17 protein-coding genes are annotated in these 23,910 nt (G+C 72.1%); 10 read left to right on the forward strand and 7 right to left on the reverse strand.

Going from position 1 to position 23,910, the window contains the following annotated elements:
- Nucleotides 1–82 precede the first annotated feature (82 nt).
- Nucleotides 83–532 carry a hypothetical protein gene (locus OWR29_RS38125; RefSeq protein ID WP_267568374.1) on the forward strand — a complete coding sequence of 150 codons (450 nt, stop codon included), beginning with the start codon at nucleotides 83–85 and terminating at the stop codon, nucleotides 530–532.
- A gap of 125 nt (nucleotides 533–657) precedes the next feature.
- Here the strand turns inward: OWR29_RS38125 and OWR29_RS38130 are convergent, their stop codons facing one another.
- The 4 genes from OWR29_RS38130 to dnaK all read right to left on the reverse strand — a co-directional run bounded on the left by OWR29_RS38130 (nucleotide 658) and on the right by dnaK (nucleotide 4,919).
- Entirely contained in the window at nucleotides 658–1,092 is a 435-nt protein-coding gene (locus OWR29_RS38130) for a heat shock protein transcriptional repressor HspR (protein ID WP_267568375.1), read from the reverse strand.
- Nucleotides 1,093–1,118: 26 nt separating this feature from the next.
- Complete coding sequence (dnaJ, locus tag OWR29_RS38135) at nucleotides 1,119–2,321, reverse strand: molecular chaperone DnaJ (protein WP_267568376.1); 1,203 nt, start codon at nucleotides 2,319–2,321, stop codon at nucleotides 1,119–1,121.
- A gap of 67 nt (nucleotides 2,322–2,388) precedes the next feature.
- Nucleotides 2,389–3,030 (reverse strand): nucleotide exchange factor GrpE, encoded by a 642-nt coding sequence (grpE, locus tag OWR29_RS38140; protein ID WP_267568377.1) that lies wholly within the window; start codon nucleotides 3,028–3,030, stop codon nucleotides 2,389–2,391.
- Nucleotides 3,027–4,919 (reverse strand): molecular chaperone DnaK, encoded by a 1,893-nt coding sequence (gene dnaK, locus OWR29_RS38145; RefSeq protein ID WP_267568378.1) that lies wholly within the window; start codon nucleotides 4,917–4,919, stop codon nucleotides 3,027–3,029. Before dnaK ends, grpE begins: the two co-directional genes overlap by 4 nt.
- Before the next feature lie 209 nt (nucleotides 4,920–5,128).
- Between dnaK and OWR29_RS38150 the strand changes: the two genes are divergently transcribed.
- From OWR29_RS38150 to OWR29_RS38160, 3 genes are read left to right on the forward strand one after another with little or no spacing between them, the layout of a single operon-like run.
- A complete protein-coding gene (locus OWR29_RS38150) occupies nucleotides 5,129–7,135 on the forward strand; it encodes a GTPase domain-containing protein (RefSeq protein ID WP_438872707.1) in 2,007 nt (668 codons plus the stop codon).
- A gap of 26 nt (nucleotides 7,136–7,161) precedes the next feature.
- Nucleotides 7,162–8,826: a GTPase gene (locus tag OWR29_RS38155; protein ID WP_267568521.1), complete on the forward strand. Its 1,665-nt coding sequence runs from the start codon at nucleotides 7,162–7,164 to the stop codon at nucleotides 8,824–8,826.
- Between the two features lie 37 nt (nucleotides 8,827–8,863).
- Entirely contained in the window at nucleotides 8,864–10,075 is a 1,212-nt protein-coding gene (locus OWR29_RS38160; RefSeq protein WP_267568379.1) for a hypothetical protein, read from the forward strand.
- On the opposite strand, the gene OWR29_RS38165 is transcribed toward OWR29_RS38160, so the two are convergent.
- On the reverse strand, nucleotides 10,076–11,335 hold the full coding sequence (locus tag OWR29_RS38165) for a hypothetical protein (RefSeq protein WP_267568380.1): 1,260 nt from the start codon (nucleotides 11,333–11,335) through the stop codon (nucleotides 10,076–10,078).
- A 568-nt stretch (nucleotides 11,336–11,903) separates the two neighbouring features.
- Between OWR29_RS38165 and pdhA the strand changes: the two genes are divergently transcribed.
- From pdhA to OWR29_RS38195, 6 genes are all read left to right on the forward strand, one after another.
- Nucleotides 11,904–13,043: a pyruvate dehydrogenase (acetyl-transferring) E1 component subunit alpha gene (gene pdhA / locus OWR29_RS38170; RefSeq protein ID WP_267568381.1), complete on the forward strand. Its 1,140-nt coding sequence runs from the start codon at nucleotides 11,904–11,906 to the stop codon at nucleotides 13,041–13,043.
- Entirely contained in the window at nucleotides 13,040–14,029 is a 990-nt protein-coding gene (locus tag OWR29_RS38175) for an alpha-ketoacid dehydrogenase subunit beta (RefSeq protein ID WP_267568523.1), read from the forward strand. Before pdhA ends, OWR29_RS38175 begins: the two co-directional genes overlap by 4 nt.
- A 5-nt stretch (nucleotides 14,030–14,034) precedes the next feature.
- Entirely contained in the window at nucleotides 14,035–15,456 is a 1,422-nt protein-coding gene (locus OWR29_RS38180; RefSeq protein ID WP_267568383.1) for a dihydrolipoamide acetyltransferase family protein, read from the forward strand.
- Nucleotides 15,457–15,621: 165 nt separating this feature from the next.
- Nucleotides 15,622–15,762 (forward strand): hypothetical protein, encoded by a 141-nt coding sequence (locus tag OWR29_RS38185; RefSeq protein WP_267568384.1) that lies wholly within the window; start codon nucleotides 15,622–15,624, stop codon nucleotides 15,760–15,762.
- Nucleotides 15,763–16,055: 293 nt separating this feature from the next.
- Nucleotides 16,056–20,513 carry an LppU/SCO3897 family protein gene (locus OWR29_RS38190; RefSeq protein WP_267568385.1) on the forward strand — a complete coding sequence of 1,486 codons (4,458 nt, stop codon included), beginning with the start codon at nucleotides 16,056–16,058 and terminating at the stop codon, nucleotides 20,511–20,513.
- Nucleotides 20,514–20,573: 60 nt separating this feature from the next.
- Entirely contained in the window at nucleotides 20,574–22,367 is a 1,794-nt protein-coding gene (locus tag OWR29_RS38195; protein WP_267568386.1) for an NHL domain-containing thioredoxin family protein, read from the forward strand.
- Here OWR29_RS38195 and OWR29_RS38200 read toward each other — a convergent pair.
- Nucleotides 22,364–23,401 (reverse strand): aldo/keto reductase, encoded by a 1,038-nt coding sequence (locus OWR29_RS38200; protein ID WP_267568387.1) that lies wholly within the window; start codon nucleotides 23,399–23,401, stop codon nucleotides 22,364–22,366. The two genes, OWR29_RS38195 and OWR29_RS38200, sit on opposite strands and share 4 nt — an antisense overlap.
- Before the next feature lie 23 nt (nucleotides 23,402–23,424).
- Nucleotides 23,425–23,886, reverse strand: a complete 462-nt coding sequence (locus OWR29_RS38205) for a VOC family protein (protein WP_267568388.1) — start codon at nucleotides 23,884–23,886, stop codon at nucleotides 23,425–23,427.
- Between the last annotated feature and the right edge of the window lie 24 nt (nucleotides 23,887–23,910).

Below are 23,910 nucleotides of genomic sequence, written 5' to 3' on the forward strand. Positions count from 1 at the left end.
TCCGACACTTTCGCGGGACAAGCTCGGCGCGCTAGTTTCCCCTGCGACAACTACGTGTTAACGGACTTTCTCGGGCGGCGACGTGACAGTGCGTGAGTCGACTTTTTTCGGGTTCGCCAATCCGGTCGATCCTCGGCCGGAAGAGCTGCAGGCGTGGGCGTATCACCCAGAGGCAGTGCCTCTCAGCAGCATGCCCCCCGATTGGGATCTGCTGATTTCCGGCGACGTTCTCGCGCCGACGCTCTTCGAGCTGGCCATGGACAGGCAGTGTCCGGCCCGCCGCTTCGCCCAGCACTGCATGTACATCTACGCCGCCGACGGCGTCCGCCAGAACGCGTCCGGCCAGCGTAAGCGCCGGCTCAAGAAGTTCGTCGAGCGGGCCGAAGAGGTCGGCGACGAGCCCATGTCGATCTGGGCGCACAACTGCCGGGTGCTGATGAGCCGCCCCGAGATCTTCGACTACTCCGACTGGATCGAGGGCGGCCTGGTCCGCTACCCCCGCCGGTTGGGCCTGTTCAACAACCGGCGGTAATGCGGTAATTCTGCGCTCGATCGCGCGTGCGCCGCTGGTGGTTGATGAGTTCGGGCACCGCCCATCGACGACTTCGTCGGCGGTGGGTGGCGCCCGAACTCATCAACGCGGCAACGCGCTCCTCGCTAACGGTCGGCAGCACGCCGGGGGCGCCACACGACCAGCGCGGTCGAGGGGCGTTCCTGGCGCACGAGGTCGCCTCGGGCGTACGGGCTCTCGAGGTGAGCGAGCCGGGTGTACGCGTCGCTGAGCTCGTCCTCGAGCTCTCGCACCCGCTGCTGCAGGTCGCCCACCAGCTGCTCGAGTCCGATGATGCGCTTGATGCCGGCCAGGTTGACGCCTTCCTCCTGGCTGAGTTTCTGCACCTCGCGCAGCAGCGCGACGTCCCGTTCGCTGTAGCGGCGCCCGCCGCCGCCGGCCCGGCCGGGCTGCACAAGCCCGAGCCGGTCGTACTGGCGGAGTGTCTGCGGGTGCATCCCGGCCAGGCGAGCCGCAACCGAGATGATCAGGACCTTCGCGTCGGAGGACTGCTCGACCGAGATGCTGATCTCCTCATGCATGATCCACCTCCCTAGTCGTCACTGACCTAAACGTTCCGGCGCACCCGAGCCTCGAGCCGCTCCCGCCCGGCGGGCGGGGTCAGCTTGGCGAACCGCTCCAGCGCGTCCCGGGCCTCCCCCGTGACGCCACCCGGCATCTGCACGTCGACCGTGACGATCAGGTCGCCGGGTGGTCCGTCCTTGCGTGTCACTCCCTTGCCGCGCGCCCGCAACTTACGGCCGCTCGGCGTGCCCGGCGGCACCCGCAGGGTGACCGGGCCGTCCAGCGTCGGCACCCGCAGATCGGTGCCCAGCACCGCCTCGGCAATGGTGACCGGCACAACCAGGGTCAGGTCATCGCCCGTACGCCCGAACAACTCGTCCGGTCGCACCATGACCTGCACGAACAGGTCACCCGCGGGACCGCCACGGTCGCCCGGCTCGCCCCGGCCGCTCAGCCGGATGCGCTGACCGTCGGCCACCCCGGCCGGGAAGCGGACGTTGATCGTGCGGTTCTTGGTGACCCCGCCGGTGCCCCGGCACTCGGTGCACTTCTGGTCGACGATCGTGCCCGCGCCCTGGCAGTCGCGGCAGGGCTCGGAGAAGCTGAACGATCCCTGGTTGCGCGAGATCAGGCCGCTGCCCTGGCACTGCGGACAGGTCCGCGGCGAGGTGCCGGGCTTGGCGCCACTGCCGTGGCAGACCTCGCACTCGCCGGCCGAGCGCAGCGTCAACGGCAGCGTCGTGCCCTTGACCGCCTGCGCGAAGTCGAGCGTCACCTCGGTCTCGACATCGCGGCCGCGACGCGGACCGCCTCGTCGGGCGGCGCCACCGCCAGGCCCGCCGCCCGAGAATATCGAGCTGAATATGTCCGAGAAGCCCGCGCCGCCGAACCGGCGGTCGCCGGCCGCGCCGCCCGCCGCACCGGCCCCGCTGAACCCGCCGAACAGGTCGGACGGGTCGAACTGGGTGCCGCCGGCGCCGGACCGGGCGCCCCGGCGGAAAGCGCCCGAGCCGAACAGCGAGCGCATCTCGTCGTACTCTTTGCGCTTCTTGTCGTCCGAGAGCACGTCGTACGCCTCGGAGGCGGCCTTGAACTTCTCTTCCGCTTCCTTGTTCCCGGGATTGCGGTCCGGGTGGAGGTCACGGGCAAGCTTGCGGTAGGCCTTCTTGATCTCTTCGGTCGGAGCGGACTTGGGCACGCCGAGAACGGCATAGAAGTCCTTCTCGAGCCAGTCCTTCGAGCTCATCCCGCCTCCCTCCTCCTGCGGCAGGTCCCGCCCGCCGCGAGGCGGCGGGCGGGACGAACGTGTGAGATCACTCCGGGTCGGCCACCGCGACCATGGCCGGTCGCAGCAGCCGCTCGCCCAGCGTGTAGCCGCGGCGCATGACCTCGACGCAGGTCGGCTCGGTGACGTCGGCCGACGTCTGGTGAGCGACCGCCTCGTGGCGGTTGGGGTCGAACGCGTCGCCCTTCTCGCCGAAGGCCACGAGCCCGAGCTTGCCGGTCGCCGCGGTCAGCGACTCGGCCACCGAGGCGAACGGGCCGGCCAGGTCGCCGTGCTCGCGTGCCCGGTCGATGTCGTCGAGCACCGGCAGCAGCGCGGTCAGAACCTGACCGGTGGTCTGCTCGGCCGCCGCCCCCCGGTCGCGGTCGACCCGCTTGCGGTAGTTGGCGTACTCGGCGGTCACCCGCTGCAGGTCGTGCGTGCGCTCCTCCAGCTCGGTGCGCAGGGCTTCGAGCTCCGCGCCCAGAGCGGGCTTGGGCTCCTCTTCGGTCTGCTTCTCTTCTTCCACCTCGGGAGCCACCTCCTCCTCGGGCTCGGACGCCCGGTGGGCGCCGACCGTGGCCTTGCCCTTGGCCGTGGGGGCCTTGGACTCAGGGTCGATCTTGCGTCGATCCCGGATGACGACCCGCTCGGTCGCCTGACCGTCGTTCTCGTCGTCCGTGGCGGTCACTTCTTGTCGTCCTCCACGATCTCGGCGTCGACGACGTCGTCGGCGCCACCCGTGGCCGGGCCGGAGTTCGGCGTGCCGGACGCGCCGGGAGCACCCTGCGGGCCCGCGCCGGGCGCGCCCTCGGGGCCGGCGCCGGCGGCCGACTGGGCCGCCTCACCCTGCGAGTACAGCTGCGAACCGGCCTCCTGCGAGACCTGCGACAGACGCTCGTGAGCGGACTTGATCTTCTCGATGTCGGTGCCGCCCAGCGCGCCGCGCAGCTCGCCCAGCGCCTCGCCGATCTTGTTCTTGCTGTCCTCGGGCAGCTTGTCGCCGCTCTCGGCCAGGAACTTCTCGGTCTGCCACTGCAGCTGCTCGGCCAGGTTGCGGGTCTCGGCGTCGTCGCGGCGCTTCTTGTCCTCGTCCGCGTGGTCCTGAGCGTCGCGCATCATGCGCTCGATGTCGTCCTTCGGCAGCGCGGAGCCGCCGGTGATCGTCATCTTCTGCTCCTTGCCCGTGCCCAGGTCCTTGGCGGACACGTGCACGATGCCGTTGGCGTCGATGTCGAACGAGACCTCGATCTGCGGGACGCCGCGGGGCGCGGGGGCAATGCCGCTGAGCTCGAAGGTGCCGAGCTTCTTGTTGTACGCGGCCATCTCGCGCTCGCCCTGGAAGACCTGGATCAGCACGGACGGCTGGTTGTCCTCGGCGGTCGTGTAGACCTCGGACCGGTGGGCCGGGATGGTCGTGTTGCGCTCGACCAGCTTGTGCATGATGCCGCCCTTGGTCTCGATGCCCAGCGACAGCGGGGTCACATCGAGAAGAAGGACGTCCTTGACCTCGCCCTTGAGCACGCCGGCCTGCAGGGCGGCGCCGACGGCGACGACCTCGTCCGGGTTGACGCCCTTGTTGGGCTCCTTGCCGGTCATGCTCTTGACCAGGTCGGCCACGGCCGGCATACGGGTCGAGCCACCGACCAGGATGATGTGGTCGACGTCGGCCAGCTTGACGTCCGCGTCCTTGATGGCGGACTCGAACGGGCCCTTGCAGCGGTCGAGCAGGTCCTGCGTCATGCGCTGGAACTCGGCGCGCGACAGCGACATGTCCAGGTGCAGCGGACCGTCCGGACCGGCCGTGATGTAGGGCAGGTTGATGCTGGTCGTCGTGGCGGCCGACAGCTCGATCTTGGCCTTCTCGGCGGCCTCGCGCAGACGCTGCAGGGCCATCTTGTCGGCCCCCAGGTCGATGCCGTGCTCGCCGCGGAAGGTCTTGACCAGGTGGTCGATGATCCGCTGGTCCCAGTCGTCGCCACCGAGGTGGTTGTCACCCGAGGTGGACTTGACCTCGATGACGCCGTCGCCCAGCTCGAGCAGCGAGACGTCGAAGGTGCCACCGCCGAGGTCGAAGACCAGGACGGTCTGCTCCTTGGAGCCCTTGTCCAGCCCGTAGGCCAGGGCGGCCGCGGTGGGCTCGTTGACGATGCGCAGGACGTTGAGGCCGGCGATCTCGCCCGCCTCCTTCGTGGCCTGGCGCTGAGCGTCGTTGAAGTAGGCCGGGACGGTGATGACCGCGTCCGTGACCGTCTCGCCGAGGTAGGCCTCGGAGTCGCGCTTGAGCTTCATGAGCACCCGCGCCGAGATCTCTTGCGGGGTGTACTTCTTGCCGTCGATGTCGATCGACCAGTTCGTGCCGACCTCGCGCTTGACCGAGCGAATGGTCCGGTCGGGGTTGGTCACGGCCTGGCGCTTGGCGACCTCACCGACGAGCACCTCGCCGTTGCGGGCGAAGGCGACGATGGACGGGGTCGTCCGGGAGCCCTCCGCATTGGCGATGACGGTGGGCTCGCCTCCTTCCAGAACGCTGACGCAGGAGTTCGTGGTGCCGAGGTCGATACCGACCGCACGTGCCATGGTTGTTTCCTCGCTTCGGGGTTGCTCAGAAAGGTTGAGTGCAACGGACTCAATGATGCCACGGGCGTGCACATCGTCAAGTCGAAGTTGAGTCGCCCGGACGCAACTGCGGTCGTTCACCGCGGCGTCAGCAGTTCGGTAGATACCTGTCCGGTCACGGCATACCGGCACCTGTTGTCCTGCATGCATAGATCGGGCACTCTTTAGCCGTGACGACGCACGGTGACGCGGTCGGTCCGTCGGCCCTGTCCGCCGCACCCGCTGCCACGCGAGAGCCCGAACCGGTTTCCGAAGGCGCCTCGGCGGGCAAGAAAGAGCAGGTCAGCTCGACGACCGCCGATCCGGCGGACCCCACTGATCGTACGGAAGCCGCCGTGCCCCGTCAGCCACATCCGGAACCCGAATCCCCCGAGCCCGCGCCCGAGAAACGCCCCGCCGACCTGGGCGAGGCCGACGCCCTGGCCACGGCGCCCTCGACCGCGCTCGAACTGGCCACGCCGGTGACCGGGGTCGAACGGCTGACCGCGACGCTGAAGCAGCTGCGCACGGCGATCGGCGAGACGGCGTACCCGTTGGTCATGCCCTCGGCCGAAGAGGCCCAGCGCGTCGGCTCGGCACTGGTCACCCAGCTCGACGACTATCTGCTGCCCCGCCTGGCCCGGCTCGACGCGCCCCTGCTGGTGGTCGTCGGCGGCTCCACCGGCGCGGGCAAGTCGACACTGGTCAACAGCCTGGTGCGGGCGCCGGTCAGCACGGCCGGCGTGCTCCGCCCGACCACCCGCTCGCCGGTGCTGGTCAGCAACCCGGCCGACCTGCCCTGGTTCCAGCAGGGTCAGCTGCTGCCCGGCCTGGTGCGCACCCGTGAGCCCAGCAACGAGGCGACCGCGCTGCAGATCGTCTCGGCCCCCGCGCTCGGCGCCGGCCTGGCCTTTCTCGACGCGCCCGACATCGACTCGGTGGTCGACCGCAACCGCAAGCTCGCGGCCCAGCTGCTGGCGGCGGCCGACCTCTGGTTGTTTGTCACCACGGCCGCCCGCTACGCCGACGCGGTGCCGTGGGAACTGCTCACCACGGCCCGGCTGCGCGGCACGGTGATCGCGCTCGTGCTCGACCGGGTGCCGGCCGAGGCCGCGGCCGAGGTCGCCACCCACCTGCAGGACATGCTGAACGTCCGCGACCTGGGCGGCGCGCCGCTGTTCGTGCTGCCCGAGACCAGGCTGGACGGTCAGGGGCTGATCAGCGAGGACGTGATCGGCCCGCTGCACGACTGGTTCGGCCGGCTCGCGGCCGACAGCAACGCCCGCTCGGCCGTGGTGCGCCAGACCCTCGACGGCGCGATCCTGTCGCTGGGCCCGGCCGTCGACGGTCTCGCCGACGCCGCCGACGAGCAGGCCCGCGCGGCCAAGGCGCTGGGCGACAGGGTCACCGCGGCCTATCGCACTGGGCGCCAGACCCTGGCCGAGGGCCTGCGCGACGGCCGCCTGCTGCGCGGCGAGGTGCTGGCCCGGTGGCAAGAGTTCGTCGGCACCGGCGAATTCCTCAAGACGCTCGAGAACAGGGTCGGCCAGATGCGCGACCGGTTCATCTCGGCGCTCACCGGCCGCCCGCTGCCCGGCCGCAACCTGCAGGTGGCGCTCGAATCTCAACTGGTCACGCTGCTGCGGGGCATCGCGGCCGACGCGGCCGAGCAGGCGTACGCGGCCTGGCAGGCCCACCCGGCCGGGGCCGCCCTGCTCGAAACCGACCTGCAGCGCCCCGCGGCCGATCTGCCCGAGCGGGCCGACCGCCTGGTCCGCGACTGGCAGCAGTGGGTGCTCGGTCTGGTGCGGGCCGAGGGCGCCGAGAAGCGAGTGGTCGCCCGGGGCGCCGCGTACGCGGTCAACGGCGCCGGCCTGGCCGTGATGATCGCCGTCTTCACCTCGACCGCGTTCATCCCGACCGGGCTCGAGGTCGCGGCGGGGGCCGGCACAGCCGTGGCCGCCCAGAAGGTGCTCGAGGCGATCTTCGGTGACCAGGCGATCCGCACGCTGGCCACCCAGGCCCGCGAAGACCTGCTGCTGCGCGCGGGCAAGCTCTTCGACGAAGAGGCGGCCCGCTTCACCAGCCGGCTCGCCGCCGTCGGCCTCGACGACGAACCGGGGGCCCGCCTGCGCCGGGCCGCGGCCGACGTGGAGACTGCCCGTACCGAACTCGCGTTGACGGGAAGCACGACGTGAGCCTGATCGAAAAGGTGCGCGAGGCGATGGCGGGCGACGACCGGGTGGACGCCGAGCGGCTGGTGGTGCGGCTCGAGGCGCTCGGCCGGTTCCTGCGCCTGGTCGACCCGTACCTGCCCGACAGCGAGCTCGTCGCCGCGCACACGCTGGTCGAACGGGCCGGCAACCGGCTCTCGCTGTCGCGCGACCACACCGTCGTCGCGCTCGCCGGCAGCACCGGCAGCGGCAAGTCCAGCCTGTTCAACGCCCTGGCCCGGCTCAAGCTGTCGCCGGTCGGCGTGCGGCGGCCGACGACCGGGGTGGCCCACGCCTGCGTCTGGGGCCCGCTCGAACCGGCCAACCGCCTGCTCGACTGGGTCGGCGTGCTGCCGCGCCACCGTTTCATGCGCGAGAGCGCGCTCGACGGCGACGACGAGGCCGCCATGCGCGGGCTCGTGCTGCTCGACCTGCCCGACTTCGACTCGGTCGAGCGCGGCCACCGGTTGGAGGTCGACCGCCTGCTGGGCCTGGTCGATCTGATCGTCTGGGTGGTCGACCCGCAGAAGTACGGCGACCGGATCCTGCACCAGGCCTACCTCTCCCAGTTCCGCTCGCACGCCGCGGTCACGGTCGTGGTGCTCAACCAGGCCGACCGGCTCTCCGCGCAAGACACCGAGCTGGTGCTGGAAGACCTGAAGCGGCTGCTCGACGAGGACGGCCTGGGCGAGGCGCCGGTGCTGGCCACCTCGGCCAAGCAGCCGGGCATGCTCAACGAACTGCGCGGCTCGCTCGAGACCACAGTGGCCGAGCGCCAGGCCGCGCTGCGCCGGGTCGCGGGCGACCTGGAGGCGGTCAGCGAGCCGCTGACCACCATGATCGGCCCGCCCGCGGCCGAGGACGAGGTCGACCGGGCCACGGTGCGGCAACTGACCGACGCGCTGGCCGCCTCGGCCGGTGTCGGGGCGGTGGCCGACGCGTCCGCCGCCGCCTACCGTCACCGGGCCGCGGCCGCCACTGGCTGGCCGCTGACCCGCGGGCTACGCCGGCTGCGGCCCGACCCGCTGCGCCGCCTGCACATCGACACCGAGCCGGCTGACGCCAAGTCGGCCAAGACCGACGCCATCTCCAAAGAGATCGTTCCCCGCACGTCGCTGCCCGAGGCCGACGCGGCGCAGAAGTCGGCCGTCGGCCTGGCCGTCCGCGCGGTGTCCAGCCGGGCCGCCGCGCCGCTGCCCGAGGCCTGGAAGCCCGCGCTGGCCGACGCCGCCCGATCCCGGTCGGCCGACCTGCCCGACGCGCTCGACCGGGCGGTCGGCACCACCGAGCTGGGCCTGAGCAAGGCGCCGCTGTGGTGGCGGGCCGCCGGCGCCCTGCACTGGCTCTTCCTGGCGGCCGCGGTGTTCGGGCTGGGCTGGTTGATCGCGGGTTACGCCGTACGGGCGCTCGGACTGCCCGAGTTGGACGTTCCGAAGCTCGGCGTGGTCCCGATGCCCACTGTGCTGCTGCTCGGTGGCCTTCTCCTCGGGCTGTTGTTGTGGCTGGTCCTGCGCCCGGCCGTCGGATGGGGCGCCCGGCGCGCCCGCAGACGGGCGGAGCAGCGCCTGCGGGCGTCGGTGACCGAGGTCGGGCGCGAATACGTCGTGGCGCCGGTGCGCGAAGTGCTGAATGCGTACGCACAAGCGCGTGAAGCTTTGACCACCGTGCGTTCGTAGTAGTCCGGCCACGCACCGTGCCGGGTAGGCTCGCGACATGCCCGCACCACAGACTCCGTACGAGGCGGTCCTCCACGCGGCCCGCGACGTGGCGAAGCTCGGCTGCGCGCTGGATGCCGAGATGCTGGGCACCGCCCTGCTCGGCAGCGTCTACTCCGTGGCCCACGACGACCGGGGCGCCGCCCTGCGCACCTTCGTCCGTGACTTCCTGGCCGCCACCACCCGCCGGCGCTCGGCCTCGGCCACGACGATCCGTGAGGTCTTCGCCGCCCTGGTGCCCGACGCCGAGGGCGCGGCCGACGTGCGCCCCGGCGCTCAGGCGCCGGCGTGGACGGCTCAGCTCGGGCGGGTGCGGCCCACCGGCTGCTACGCGTACGGCGACGTCTACGGCGACCAGACGTCCTATTTGGTGACTTACGCGTACGACGACGCCGAGGCCGGCGGCCCCGAGCACGCGGTCGTCGCGCTGATCGACCACAACATCGGCATCGCCAAGGACGTCTTCGTCGGCTCCTCGGCCGGGCGGATCCTCGATCAGGTCCGCCAGATGTGCGCCGAGGACGATCTCACCTGGTTCCGCGAGGAAGACCCGGGCCGCCTGCGGGGCGAGATCGACCGCCATCTCGAGATCACCGACAACCTGACCGACCTGCCGTCCGAGGGCTCCCTGGCCACCGACCGGGCACTGGCCGGCGCGCGGCTGGCCCTGCTGCCGGCGGCGACCACCCCGGCGCTGAGCGAGCCGGCCGAGGTGAGCAACACCGACCTGGTGCGCGACTTCCTGGCCTCACCCGAGGCGGCCCGGTTCTCCCTCGACCAGGTGCACGCCGACGACGAGCTGGCCTCCCTGCACTTCTGCCTCAGCCTGATCCTCGACCACGCGGCCAGCCTGCCCGACCCCGATCCGCTGCGGTGGAGCCCGGCCGTGGCCGGGCTGTTCCTGCTCGACTGGGTGCACCGGCGGGCCGTGCTCGACATGGACGACGCCGCGATGCTGCCCCGGGTGACCCGGGCCTGGTCGGCGTACGCGCTGCGCCGGCGCGACCTGCCCGAGGCGGCCACCGAGCAGACCGACCAGGTGGTCGAAGACATGATCCCCGAGTTCGCCCGCCTGTACGCGACGGGCGAGAAGCGCAGCCCGGCGACGGCGGCGGTGGCCCAGCTGATCTCCGAGGGCGTCGACCCCAACGACGCCGACGCCATCGACGCCTGGCTCGACGCCAACCGCTACCGCCTGGACGGCAGCTGATCACCAGCGGCCGCTGAGGTCCTCGCTGTGCTCGGCGTGGTGCCGGCCCACCCGCGAGCTGCGCTGCTGGTCCGGCGTCTGATCGTCGACGTGGTGCATGCTGCTCGCCCGGTGACTGCCGCGGTAGGAGTGGTTCTGGTTCTCCTCGGCGCGCGCCTCGGGAGGCACGCGGTGCGCGTGGTTGCCCCCGTTGGCGTAGCTGCGTTGCAGGATGGCGGTCGGGCGGATGTTGTGGGGACGTTCGGCCACAGCTGACCTCCGGCTGTGTTCGGACCGGTCGCGCGACCGGTGACGGCTGTGCTGGTTCTCCTCGCACCGGCCTTCCGACCGGTCGGGGCGATGGTGGGCCGGGCGGTGACGGGCGGCGCGACGGTGGGCGGGCTCGTCGGCCGGCTCGTCGCCCTGGTCGGCGTCATCCGGGTCTTCGTCTTGACCTGCGTCATCCGGCTGGCCGGCGTCATCCGGATCCTCGGACTGGCCGCCGTCGTCCGGATCCTCGGATTGGCCGCTGTCGTGCGGATCCTCGGACTGGCCGGCGTCATCGGGTTCCCGGGAATGGTCGGCGTCATCCGGCTCTTGAGATTGGTCGCCATCATCCGGAACATCCGGCATATCGGGTACAAGCGGTTTGCGACCGGTCACGGGCGGAAGTGGCTCGCCGTCGGCCGGATCGTCCGGAACATCGGGCAGCCCCGGCACGAGCGGCTTGGCCGGCTTCGCGGGTCGGGTGGGCTTGGTGGGCTTGGCGGGTTTCGCAGGCTTCCACCGAGCGGGCCGGTCACGATCCCGGCCGCCGCGATCGCTGTCCCGGTCATCGTCGCGAGAGTTCCCAACCCCATTGCGTACGTCGTGACGACCACGCCCACCAGTCGGGGCACCACCTCGCGGCGCGGCCGGCTCGCGCTTCCCGGCCCGCCCGATCAGGCGCCCCGCGCGCACCGCGGCATCAGCGCTCTGCGACGCCCCGCGAGCCGACCCGCTCCCGTCACCATCCGCAGAATCGCCGCCATCCGGCGACAAGCCGTCATCCGAAGACGGGCCGCCGTCCGGAGACAAGCCGTCATCCGGCGACAGGCCGTCATCAGGGGGAAGGCCGCCCGAGGGCGTCGGCGAGGACGGATACTGCCGCACCGGCCCCGACGAAGCGGGCGGCAGGAAGGGGATGTCCATCGTGTCCGTACGGCCACCCGACAGCTCCCGCGAGCCCGCCGTGATCGCGGCCAGCGTCGGCATCGAGGCCAGCCCGACCAGCATCGCCACGATCAGCACGTAGCGGCGGGTCGGCCCGTTGAAGCCGGAGTCGGCCCGATAGACCCCGTTGAGCCGCTTGCGCATCACCTTCATCGGCGGCACGAGATCGTCGTCGTGGTCGTCCGGCACCGGTCGGCTCCCCCTCACACGCGTCGGGCATCGACTACGGGCAGGCGGCTGCAATGATCAACACCGATCCGCCGTGGTCATGGGGGTGAACGACGCATGGGCCCTTCGGCAGCGGCATAAAAGGGTCGTTCGTACAGTAGTGACCGTACGAAAGCCGCTTAATTGGACAAATACGGGCACCGATATGACCGGAGAATTTCGCGACTGTGATCTCCCTGACCTGTAACGAGACTCACGTTCTCTGTCAGGATGGGGGCGACGGCACCGCCGCCGTCGCTTCCGCCCATCCAGCGGGGCACGAGGTGGGGACCGTCACTCCCCGGCGGGGTCCAGGCCCGCGCCGAATCGCCGCGCGGCAACCTCACCCGGGCCAGGCGCGGCGACCACCGGTCCGCCGCGCGGACGGGCGACACCCGTCGCGGGCGCAGAGATGAACAGGGAGACACGGATGGCAAACGGCGTGAGCGACGTTGGAGCTGATGCTCCAGCCGGCGGTTTCGTCCAACTGCTGACCCCCGACGGTGAGCGCATCGACAGCGTCACCACCGCCGACGGCACCACCTATTCCGTCGACTTCACCGACGAGGAATACCGCGGCCTCTACCACGACCTCGTGACCGTCCGCCGCCTCGACGCCGAGGCGACCGCCCTGCAGCGCCAGGGCGAGCTGGGCATCTGGGCCAGCCTGCTGGGCCAGGAAGCGGCCCAGGTCGGCTCCGGCCGCGCGCTGCGCCCGCAGGACATGGCCTTCCCGACCTACCGCGAGCACGGTGTCCTCTACACCCGCGGGATCGACCCGATCATGCCGTTCGGCCTGTTCCGCGGCGTCGACCAGGGCGGCTGGGACGCCAACGAGCACCGCTTCAACGGCTACACCATCGTGATCGGCTCGCAGACGCTGCACGCGACCGGCTACGCCATGGGCGTGACCATGGACGGCAAGACCGGCACCCCCGACGGCGAGGCCGTGATCGCCTACTTCGGCGACGGCGCGACCAGCCAGGGCGAGGTGAACGAGGCGTTCGTCTGGGCCGGCGTCTTCAACGCCCCGATGGTCTTCTTCTGCCAGAACAACCAGTACGCGATCTCCGAGCCGTTGGAGCGGCAGACGCGCATCCCGCTGTACCGCCGGGCCGCCGGCTTCGGCTTCCCGGGCGTCCGTATCGACGGCAACGACGTGCTGGCCAGCTTCGCGGTGACCCGGGCCGCGCTCGACAACGCGCGCAACGGCCAGGGGCCCACGCTGATCGAGGCCTACACGTACCGGATGGGCGCGCACACCAGCTCGGACGACCCGACCCGCTACCGCATCGCCAGCGAGGTCGAGTCGTGGAAGGCCAAAGACCCGATCTCCCGGCTCCGCGCCTTCCTGACCAAGCAGCAGCTGGCCGGCGACGACTTCTTCGCCGCGGTCGACGAGTCGGCCAAGGACCTCGCCCTCAACCTGCGCGAGCGCGTCCTCGAGATGCCCGACCCGCAGCCGGTGAGCATGTTCGACCACGCCTACCCGAACGGCTCGCCCGAGGTGGACGCGCAGCGCGCCCGGTTCGCCGACTACCACGCCTCGTTCGAGGGGAGCGACCACTGATGGCCGAGACACTGACTTTGGGCAAAGCCCTCAACCACGGCCTGCGTCGCTCTCTGGAAGAGAACGAGAAGGTCGTCATCATGGGCGAGGACGTCGGCAAGCTCGGCGGCGTCTTCCGCATCACCGACGGCCTGCAGAAAGACTTCGGCGAGGACCGGGTGATCGACACCCCGCTGGCCGAGGCCGGCATCGTCGGCACCGCGGTCGGCCTGGCCATCCGCGGCTACCGCCCGGTGTGCGAGATCCAGTTCGACGGCTTCGTCTTCCCGGCCTACAACCAGATCGTGGCCCAGGTCGCGAAGATGTTCTACCGCTCCAAGGGCAAGGTGCGGCTGCCCATCGTGATCCGCATTCCCTTCGGCGGCGGCATCGGCGCGGTCGAGCACCACTCCGAGTCGCCCGAGGCGTACTTCTCGCACACCCCCGGCCTCAAGGTCGTGACCTGCTCGAACCCGTCCGACGCGTACACGATGATCCAGCAGGCCATCACCTCGGACGACCCGGTCGTGTTCTTCGAGCCCAAGCGGCGCTACTGGGAGAAGGGCGAGGTAGAGCTGGGGGCCGACCTGTCCGGCGCCTTCCCGCTGCACGCCGCCCGGGTGGCTCGCGAGGGCAGTGACGCGACCCTGATCGCGTACGGCCCGATGGTCCGCACCGCCCTCGACGCGGCCACCGCCGCCGCCGAGGACGGACGCAACCTCGAGGTCATCGACCTGCGCTCGCTCTCCCCGGTCGACTACGAGACCGTGTACGCCTCGGTCCGCAAGACCGGCCGGGCCATCGTGGTCCACGAGGCGCCGGGCAACATCGGCCTGGGCGCCGAGGTGGCCGCCCGCGTCACCGAGCACTGCTTCTATTCGCTCGAGGCGCCGGTGCTGCGGGTCACGGGCTACGACATCCCCTACCCGGCGGCCCGGGTCGAAGAGGATTACCTGCCCGACCTGGACCGGGTGCTCGACGCCGTCGACCGCTCGTTCGGCTGGTGACGCCGATGTCGCGGATCAAAGAGTTCAACCTGCCCGACCTCGGCGAGGGTCTCACCGAGGGCGAGATCCTGTCGTGGCTGGTCAAGGTGGGCGACACGATCGAGCTGAACCAGCCCATCGTCGAGGTCGAGACGGCCAAGGCGGCCGTCGAGATCCCGGCCAAGTGGGCCGGGGTCATCTCCAAGATCTTCGTCGAGGCCGGCACGACGGTCGAGGTCGGCGCGCCCATCGTGGCCATCGACACCGACCCGTCGGCCGGTCCGCTGCCGTCGGATCTGCCCGGCCCCGTACCGTCGGCCGAGTCGCTGGCCGCGGTCGAGATCGCGCCGGCCGAGGGTGCGGTCGAGCCGGGCCTGATCGGAGGTCCGGCGCCGGGCGGCCGGACGGCTGTCCTGGTCGGCTACGGCCCGAAGAACACCACGGCCAAGAGGCGACCCCGCGTGGGTACGCCGAGTTCTCCCACCCCGGTCGAGCCGGTGGCCGCTCCTGCGGCCCCGCCGGCTCCGGTGGTCGCCGAGCGGATCAACGCACGGGTGCTGGCCAAGCCGCCCGTACGCAAGCTGGCCCGCGACCTCGGCGTCGACCTCACCGGGATCGTCGGCTCGGGCCCGCTCGGGTCCGTCACCCGGGACGACGTACACCAAGCCGCCGCAGGCGCCCTCGAAGCGCCCGTCGCGACTCCCACCGTGACCACCGCCCCGGCCGCGGCGGTCTTCGACGCGAGCCGCGAGCAGCGCATCCCGATCAAGGGCGTGCGCAAGCTCACGGCCGAGAACATGGTGGCGTCGGCCTTCACCGCGCCGCACGTCACCGAGTTCCTCACCGTCGACGTGACCCGCACCATGAAGGCGATCGAGAAGCTGAAGGGCCGGCGTGAATTCCGCGACGTGCGGATCTCGCCGCTGCTGCTGGTGGCCAAGGCCGTGCTGCTCGCGGTCAAGCGCCACCCGATGGTCAACTCGACCTGGTCGGCCGGGACGAACGAGATCGTCGTCAAGGACTACGTGAACCTCGGCATCGCGGCGGCCACCGACCGCGGTCTGATCGTGCCCAACGTCAAGGACGCCGGGCGGCTCAGCCTGCTGGAACTGGCTGAGGCGCTGAACACACTGGTCCAAGTGGCGAAGTCCGGAAAGACGCCGCCATCCGACATGGCCGGCGGCACCCTTTCCATCACGAATGTCGGAGTGTTCGGGGTGGATACGGGAACGCCGATCCTGCCGCCGGGCGAGTCCGCGATTCTGGCCTTCGGAGCGGTCCGGCCGATGCCCTGGGTACACAAAGACAAGATCAAGGTGCGCCAGGTCACGACGCTGGCCCTCTCGTTCGACCACCGGATCGTCGACGGCGAACTGGGCTCGAAGTTCCTGCGGGACATCGGCGACTTCCTCACCGATCCGGAGGGCGCACTACTGTCGTGGACCTAGCGTTCATAGGCAAGCGAATTTCTTGACCTTCGATCGTTAGGCACGTGCGCGGCGTCACCCCTTAAATCGTTGGCAGCTCGCTCCCGGGAAGAGCACAATGGAGTCACACCAGGAGCGAGCACCACGATGGGCCGGCGATCCCGGCCCGAGGGAAGTGAAAAGGCAATGAGCAGCATCGTCGACCGCGTCCGCCAGCGTCGATTGATCAACCGCCAGAACCGCGCCATCGACCGGGCCTGGATGACCGCGCCCACGCAGTCGATGCGTGACGAGATCGCCATCTTCGCCCAGCGCCGGAACATCTGACGTCAACGGCGCCACGGCCCGTCCGGAACCCCCACCGGACGGGCCGTTTGCTTTTCGCGGCATCCTCAAAGATCGCTTCGAGGTTCCCCTCCGGGGCGTACGCCGGGATTCCTCCGGCCGCGATCGCCCGGTACGGTGGGGCACGGTCATCGAGCCGGCTCGGCCGGTCGGCGCGGGACCGGGGCTCCGACCGCGAGCGGACCCCGCACGGCCTGGCCTCAGAGCTGGGCACGACGCCGGGTCACCGGCGTCCGTGCAGAGCTGGCACGGCCGCACGAATCGAGGAGGCGCTCATGACGTCCGAGGGGCACTACGCCGGTTCTCAACCGGCCGAGGCCACGTCGGGCGGTCCGACGCCGGAGGGTTTCCCGCCGGACACCGACGGTCAGCGGATCTCGGGGCGGGCCTCCGCCCAGCCGCCGGCTGACGGTTTCCCCAGCTCTTACGGCCCGCCGCCACCAGCCACACCGAACGGCGGCTCGCCGTTCGTGGTTCCCGCCGTGCCCACGTTCGGCCAGGGCCCCGACGGCCCGCGCCCGGCCGCCGGCACGTCGTACGGGTCGGCCCGCGTGCCCGCCCCCGAGGAAGGCAACGCCCTGCCCCAGCGCAACCCCGAGGGTGGTGGGCTGCCGCAGCGTGGCGCCGCTTCCCCGTACGGATCGGTCTCCCCCGGCGACGCCGGCCACCACGGCGAGGGCGCTTCCGGGTCGCCGTTCGGCCCGTCGCCCGTCTTCGGCGCTCCGCCGTCCGAGGCCCCCGCGGCCTCCGGCGAGCAGCCGCAGTCCGTCTGGGGGCCGCCGCCCGCGCCCCCGGCCCGGGCCCCGCTCGAACAGAACTTCATCCAGCGTCCCGGCGCCCCGCTGCCGCAGCGCAACGCCAACCCGGTGAACGTCGACGGGGTCGAGGGCTTCGACGGCTTCGCGGCGGCCTCGCGCGGGCCGGCACCTGAGGCGTCCGCGCCCGAATCCGGCGAGTCGGTCGACCCGGCCACCGGCCGCCCGCCGGGTGTGTCGGCGTTCGGCGCCCAGCGCGTACGCGTCCCCGGCGCCACCCTCACCGGCCTGCCCGACGCGCCCCCGCCGCCCGCCCGCTCCGGCGACAGCGGCGGCTTCCCGCTGCGGGGCGCGGCCGGCGCCGGTGGTGGCGGCTCGGCCTTCCCCACCCGCCGCGGTGACAGCGGCGGCTTCCCGCTGCGCGGCACCCCCGGCAGCGAGGGCGATTCGTTCCCGCCCGCCGCCACGACGCCGTCCGGCGAACTGCCGGTGCGCAGCCAGCAGGCCCCGTTCGCCCCGCCCACCGGCGCGGCCCAGGTGCCGCCGGCCACGTCGAACGGCTTCAGCGCATTCGGCCCGCCGGCCGCGGCCGCCGAGCAGGCCCCCCACCCGTACGGTCGTCCCGAGCCCTTCGCCGACCCGTTCGGCCGTGGCTCGTCCCCCGAGGGCGCTCCCGCACCGGCCAACGAGCCGTCCCGCGGCGGCGAGCCCGAGCGCGGCGGCCTGCCCGACCCGTTCGGCCGCACCTCGGGCTCGGGCGCACCCGCCGACCAGCAGTCCGGCCCGCCGGCTGCGTTCGGCTCCGCCCGTCCGCCCTACGGCCAGCCCGAGAACGGCTCGGCCCCGGCTGTGCCCGGCAGCGGCGGTCCCGCCTTCGGCTCCGCGCGGCCTGGCTCTGACAGTGAGGCCCCGGCCTACGGTTCGGCCCGCCCGGCCGGCCAGTCCGACGACAACGCCGGCGCATACGGCTCCGCCCGCCCAGCCGGCCAGTCCGACGACAGCTCGGGCTCCTACGGTTCCGCGCGCCAGGGCAGCCAGTCCGAGGACAACTCCGGCTCGTACGGTTCCGCGCGCCAGGGCAGCCAGTCCGAGGACAACTCCGGCTCGTACGGTTCCGCGCGCCCGGTCTACGGCCAGTCCGAGAACGGCTCGGGTCCGGCCACGCCCGGCAGCGGCGGCCCGGCCTTCGGCTCCGCGCGCCCGTCGGGGTCGTTCGGCTCGGCCGACAACGACTTCGGCTCGGCCCGGCCGCCCTATGGCCAGTCCGAGAACGGCTCCGGCCCGGCCACGCCCGGCAGCGGGGGTCCGGCTTTCGGCTCCGCGCGCCCCGGCGGACCCTTCGGCTCGGCCGACAACAACTTCGGCTCCGCTCGACCGCCCTACGGTCAGTCCGAGAACGGCTCCGGCCCGGCCACCCCCGGCAGCGGCGGGCCGGCCTTCGGCTCCGCCCGCCCGTCAGGGCCGTTCGGCTCGGCCGACAACGACTTCGGCTCGGCCCGGCCGCCCTACGGCCAGTCCGAGGACGGCTCGGCCCAGCCGTCCGGTCCGGGCGAGAACGGCTTCGGCTCGGCCCGGCCCGGCTCCGACGGCGAGGCTCCCGCCTACGGCTCGGCTCGGCCCTCCTCGCCGTACGGTCAGCCCGAGGGCGGGAACGACCAGTCCGCAACCGGCAGCGGCGGGCCGGCTTTCGGCTCCGCGCGCCCGTTCGGCCAGCCGGACGAGAACTCGAGCACGCCGGGCGGCGGCCCCGCTTTCGGCTCGGCCCGCCCGTCGGGCGCGTACGGCCGGTCGGGGAACGACTCCAGCGAGTCCGGCTCGGCCCAGCCCGGCAGCGGCAGCCCGGCCTTCGGCTCCGCCCGCGCCGGCGGACCCTTCGGCTCGGACGACAACAACTTCGGCTCGGCCCGCTCCGGCTCCCCGTTCGGCTCGGCCGACGGCGGCTCCGACTCGGCCGCACCCGGCAGCGGCGGCCCGGCCTTCGGCTCCGCCCGCCCCGGCGGACCCTTCGGCTCGGGCGACGACAACCTCGGCTCGGCCGGCAACGGCTCCGAGTCGGCTACGCCCGGCAGCGGCGGTCCCGCCTTCGGCTCGGCTCGCCCCTCGGGGCCGTACGGCCGGCCCGAGGGTGACTTCGGGGCTGACCAGGGCGACTCCCGCGCCGCCGCGCCGACCTACGGTTCGGCCCGCCCGGCCCCGCCGGACGACGACGCCGAGTCGCCGTTCGGCGAGCAGTCGTCCTCGCCGTTCGGTGTGCGGCGCGAGCCCGGCGCGGCCTTCGGCGCCGGCCGGGGCGCCTCGCCGTTCGGACCCGGTGGCGACGACCAGTCCGGCGCCGACAACCCGTCCGGCGACAACCCGTTCGGCTCGCGGAACAGCGACAACGGCTTCGGCCAGCCGTCCGGCGACAACCCGTTCGGCACGCGGAACAGCGACAACGGCTTCGGCCAGCCGTCCGGTGACAACCCCTTCGGCACGCGGAGCGGTGACAACCCCTTCGGCCAGTCGTCCGGGGAGAGCCCGTTCGGTCCGCGCAACGAGCAGGACGGGCAGTCCGACGACAAGCCGGGCGGCTACCCGCAGCGGGTGCCCGGCGCCGCGCTCGGCGCCCTCGGCTCGCCCGCGGCGGCCGACTCGCGCAACGTGCCCGCGCCGCGTGACCCCGCCGAGAACCCGCCGGCCACCGGTTCGGCCCGGCCGGTGGCGGCCAGCGCCTCGGTGCCCACGGCCAGCCGCACCGCGCCGGTCGAGGCGTCCGAGATCCCGCCCGCGACCTCCGCGCCGCAGGCCCGGGTCTACGGCCGCCCGGCGCCGGCCCCCTCCGACGATGCTGACGACGAGGCCCCGGCCGAGCCGTCGCGCGACGCCGACCAGGGTTTCGGGGCGTTCGGCGCCGACTCCCCGTTCGGGCCGCGGCCGGGCGACGACCGGCCCGCGCCGGCCGCCGGCGGCTTCGGCTCACCGGCGTACCAGGCAGGCGCCGTCGAAGGCTCCCCGGCGTACCAGGCAGGCGCCCCCGAAGGCTCCGCGGCGTACCAGGCAGGCGCCCGCGAAGGCTCCGCGGCGTACCAGGGAGGCGCCCCGGCCTACCCGGGTGGCGCCCCGGCCTACCCGGGTGGCTCCACGGCGTACCCGGGAACGGCGAACGACCCGAACGGACCCGGCAGCGAGCCCGGTGCGCCCGGCATCGCGCCGCAGTCTCCGGCGCGTGCCACCGCCCGCGCCTCGGCCAGCGCCCGCGTCGCCCCGACGAGCGGTCCCGGCAACCCGCCGACCGGCATGTCCGCCCCGGCCCTGCCCGGCACCGCGCCCGAGCCCGCGCCGCCCGGCTCGCCCTACTCCGACCGTCCCGGCGCGCCCGGCCCTCGCCCCGGCGAGCCCTACAGCGAGCTGACCACCGACATCGCGGGCCGCGAGCAGCAGTCCTACGTGCCGGCGCCCGCGCTGCCGCCGATGCCCCCGGGCCTCAACGGCCTCGACCCGGCCACCCAGCCGCGATCCGGCGGATTCGGCCCTCCCCCGGACAACGGTTTCCCGGGGTCGACCAGCCGGGCCACGGTGACACCCCCGACGCCGGAGGACACCACGAGCTGGCCCGGGGTCGAGGCCGACCAGGGCCGGTTCGACAGCTTCAAGCCCGAGGCCGAGCCCGCCCCGGCCAAGCCGGAGACGCCGCACGTCCGCCTGCTGCCGATCCTGATCGCGGTGGTGGTCGCGGCCGGCCTGATTCTGGGCATCGTGTTCGGCATCGTCTACCTGGTGGCCGGCGGCAAGGACCAGTCGCTGTCGGTCATTCAGGGCGAGTGCGTGAAGCGGGACGGCGAGGCCGCGGTCAAGGCCGAGTGCTCGGACGCCACGTCGTTCCAGGTGGTGTCCATTGTGGCCGACAAGGCCGAGTGCGCCGACCCGCAGCAGCCGTACGTGGTCAACAAGACCTCGGACGGCAAGAACCAGGTGCTCTGCCTCAAGCCGCAGGGCTGACGCTGTCATCCTGACCACCTTCGTGCCGTGCCGGGGCAACCGGTACGGCACGATGGTGCGATGACTGCACGTGTGCGGGCGCCCGAACTGCGGGGCCGTGGCTGGCTCAACACCGGCGGCAAGGATCTGACCCTGGCCGACCTGCGCGGCAAGATTGTCATCCTGGACTTCTGGACCTACGGCTGCATCAACTGCCTGCACGTCCTGGACGAGTTGCGCCCGCTCGAGCAGAAGTACGGCGACGCGGTCGTGCTGATCGGCGTGCATTCGCCCAAGTTCCAGCACGAGCGCGACCATGCCGCCCTGGCCGCGGCGGTCGAGCGGTACGGCGTTCATCACCCGGTGGTCGACGACGCCGACATGCACCTCTGGCAGCAGTACGCGGCCAAGGCCTGGCCCACCCTGGCTGTGATCGACCCGACCGGCTACCTGGTCGCCTCGATGGCTGGCGAGGGGCACGCCGAGGGCCTGTCCCGGCTGGTCGACGAGCTGATCGCCAAGCACACGGCCGACGGCACCCTGCACCGCGGTGACGGCCCGTACGTGCCCCCGCCCGCCGCCGAAACGGTCTTCCGCTTCCCGGGCAAGGCGATCGAGCTGCCCGACGGCCACCTGCTGGTCAGCGACACCGCCCGGCACTCGATCGTCGAGGTCGAGGCCGATGGCGAGACGCTGGTCCGCCGGTTCGGCAGCGGCGAGCGCGGCGACCCGTTCAGCGAACCGCAGGGCCTGCTTCTGCTGCCGTCCGAGGTGGCCGCGGTTTCCGGGTACGACGTAGTGGTGGCCGACACGGTCAATCATCAGCTGCGTGGCCTCCGCCTGGCCGACGGCGAGATCACCCTGATCGCCGGCTCGGGCCGCCCGTGGCGCTCGGCCGTCGACGAGCACGCGCACGACGCCCTGGCCACCGACCTCAGCTCGCCGTGGGACGTGGCCTGGTACGACGACCGCGTGATCATCGCGATGGCCGGCATCCACCAGCTCTGGTGGTTCGACCCGATCAAGCGCACGGTCGGCGTCTACGCCGGCACGACGGTCGAGAGCCTGCGCGACGGCCCGATTCCCGACGTGTGGATGGCCCAGCCGTCCGGCCTTTCCGTCGGCGGCGACCGGCTGTGGATCGCCGACAGCGAGACGTCGGCGCTGCGCTACATCGAGGCGGGCGTGCTGCACACCGCCGTCGGCCAGGGCCTGTTCGACTTCGGCCACGTCGACGGCCCCGCCAAAGAGGCGCTTTTCCAACACCCGCTCGGCGTGGCCGCGCTTGCTGACGGCTCGGTGCTGGTCGCCGACACGTACAACGGCGCTGTCCGCCGCTTCGACCCGCAGACCGACGACGTGTCCACGGTCGACTCCGGTTTCGCCGAGCCGAGTGACGTGCTTGTTACGCGTACGGGCGAAGTGCTCGTTGTCGAATCGGGTGCCCACCGCCTGACCCGCCTGGCCCCCGGCGCGGTCCGCACTGTCACTGGAGAACGGCACCGCACCGAGCGCCCGGCCAGCCCGGTGGCCCCCGGCCCGCTCACCCTGGACATCGTTTTCACTCCCGCCCCCGGCCAGAAGCTGGACAACCAGTTCGGCCCGTCCACCCGCCTGGAAGTGTCGGCTTCCCCGCCCGAACTCCTCCTCGAGGGCGCCGGCCAGACCACCGACCTCTCCCGGGCCTTGGTGATCAACCCCGACGTCTCCGAGGGCATCCTGCAGGTGGTCGCTCAGGCCGCCACCTGCGACGTCGACGTGGAGTTCGCCGCCTGCCACCTGACCCGTCAGGACTGGGGTGTCCCCATCGTCGTCACTCCCGACGGCCCCACCCGCCTGCCGCTGATCCTGCGCGGCATGGACGAGGGCGCCTAGGCCGCCGCACGGTCGTCCATCGCGCGCCGGCGCAGCCCGGACTGCGCGAGGGCGGGCTGCACGTAGGAAACGTCGAGCGGGCTCAGGTCCACGCCGGGCGGCACGACGTCGTCGATCTCGTCCAGGACGTCGTCGCCCAGCGTGGTGCCGGCGCCGGCGAGCAGGTCGTCGAGGTGGGCCATGGTGCGCGGCCCGATGATGGCCAAGGTGACCGCCGGATGACTGATCACGAAGGCCAGGGCCAGGTGGGTCAGTGACAGACCGGCGGCTTCGGCGACCGGGACGAGCTGTTCGACGGCGTCGAGCTTGTTCTCGTCGGTCATGTGCTTGGGCACCCAATGCATGCGGGCGTTGGACGGCTGTTCCGGGCCGCCTTTGCGGTAGCGGCCGGTGAGCAGGCCCATGGCCAGCGGGCTCCAGACCAGGGTGCTTAGCCCGTAGCGCTCGCAGACCGGCAGGACGTCGCGTTCGATACCGCGGTTGAGGATCGAGTACGGCGGTTGCTCGGTGCGGAAGCGGGCCAGGCCACGCCGTTCGGCCACCCACTGAGCCTCGACGATCTCCGCCGCGGGCAGACTCGAGTGACCGATCGCGCGTACCTTGCCCGCCCGGATCAGATCGGTGAGCGCGCCTAGGGTCTCTTCGATGTCGGTGCCGGGATCGGGATGGTGAACCTGGTAGAGGTCGATGTGATCGACTCCCAGCCGCTGCAGCGACGCCTCCACCGCGGTGACGACGTACCGCCGTGAGCTGCCGCGCTGGTTCGGGCCCGGGCCCATGGCGCCGTTGAACTTGGTGGCCAGCACGACGTCGTCGCGCCGGCCACGCAGCGCTCGGCCGACGATGCGTTCGGTTTCACCGTCACCGCCGTAGACGTCGGCCGTGTCGATGAAGTTGATGCCCGCGTCGAGGGCCCGGTGGATGATCCTGACGCAATCGTCCGGGTCGGGGTTGCCGTTGGGCCCGAACATCATGGTGCCCAGGCAGTAGGGACTGACCTGGATTCCGGTACGGCCCAGGGGTCTAGTGCGCACGTTGTGTTCCTCCGGAAGGCGGATCAGCCGGCGTGGGCGGTGTTGACCTGCAGGATCCAGGTGACACCGAAGCGGTCGGTGAGCATCCCGAAGCCGGGGCTGAACGGGGACGGGCCGAACTTCTCGACGATCTCGGCGCCGTCGGCCAGCTTGTCCCACAGCGCGCTGACCTCGTCGGCGGTGTCGCCACCGATGGCGACGAAGAACCGCTCGCCGGTCAGCGTCAGGCCGTTCTCGCGGGTCGTGGCGGTGAGCGGGGCGGTGGCCACGGCGTGGCTGGGGATGTCGTACGCCAGGATGGTGAAGCCGTTGTCGGCGCTCACCTGGCCGAAGACGATCTTGTCCGCGTCGGGCAGCTCCTTGGGCAGGCCGAAGTCGCTGTAGGCGACGGCGGTGAGGTGGCCGCCGAACACGGACTGGTAGAACTCCAGAGCCTGGCGGGCGTCGCCGCGGAAGTTCAGGTGGGTGTTGGTGGTGATCGCCATGGTGATGACTCCTTGTCGCTGGGT

The sequence above is a fragment of the Paractinoplanes pyxinae genome (assembly GCF_026626335.1).
Taxonomy (GTDB): domain Bacteria; phylum Actinomycetota; class Actinomycetes; order Mycobacteriales; family Micromonosporaceae; genus Actinoplanes; species Actinoplanes pyxinae.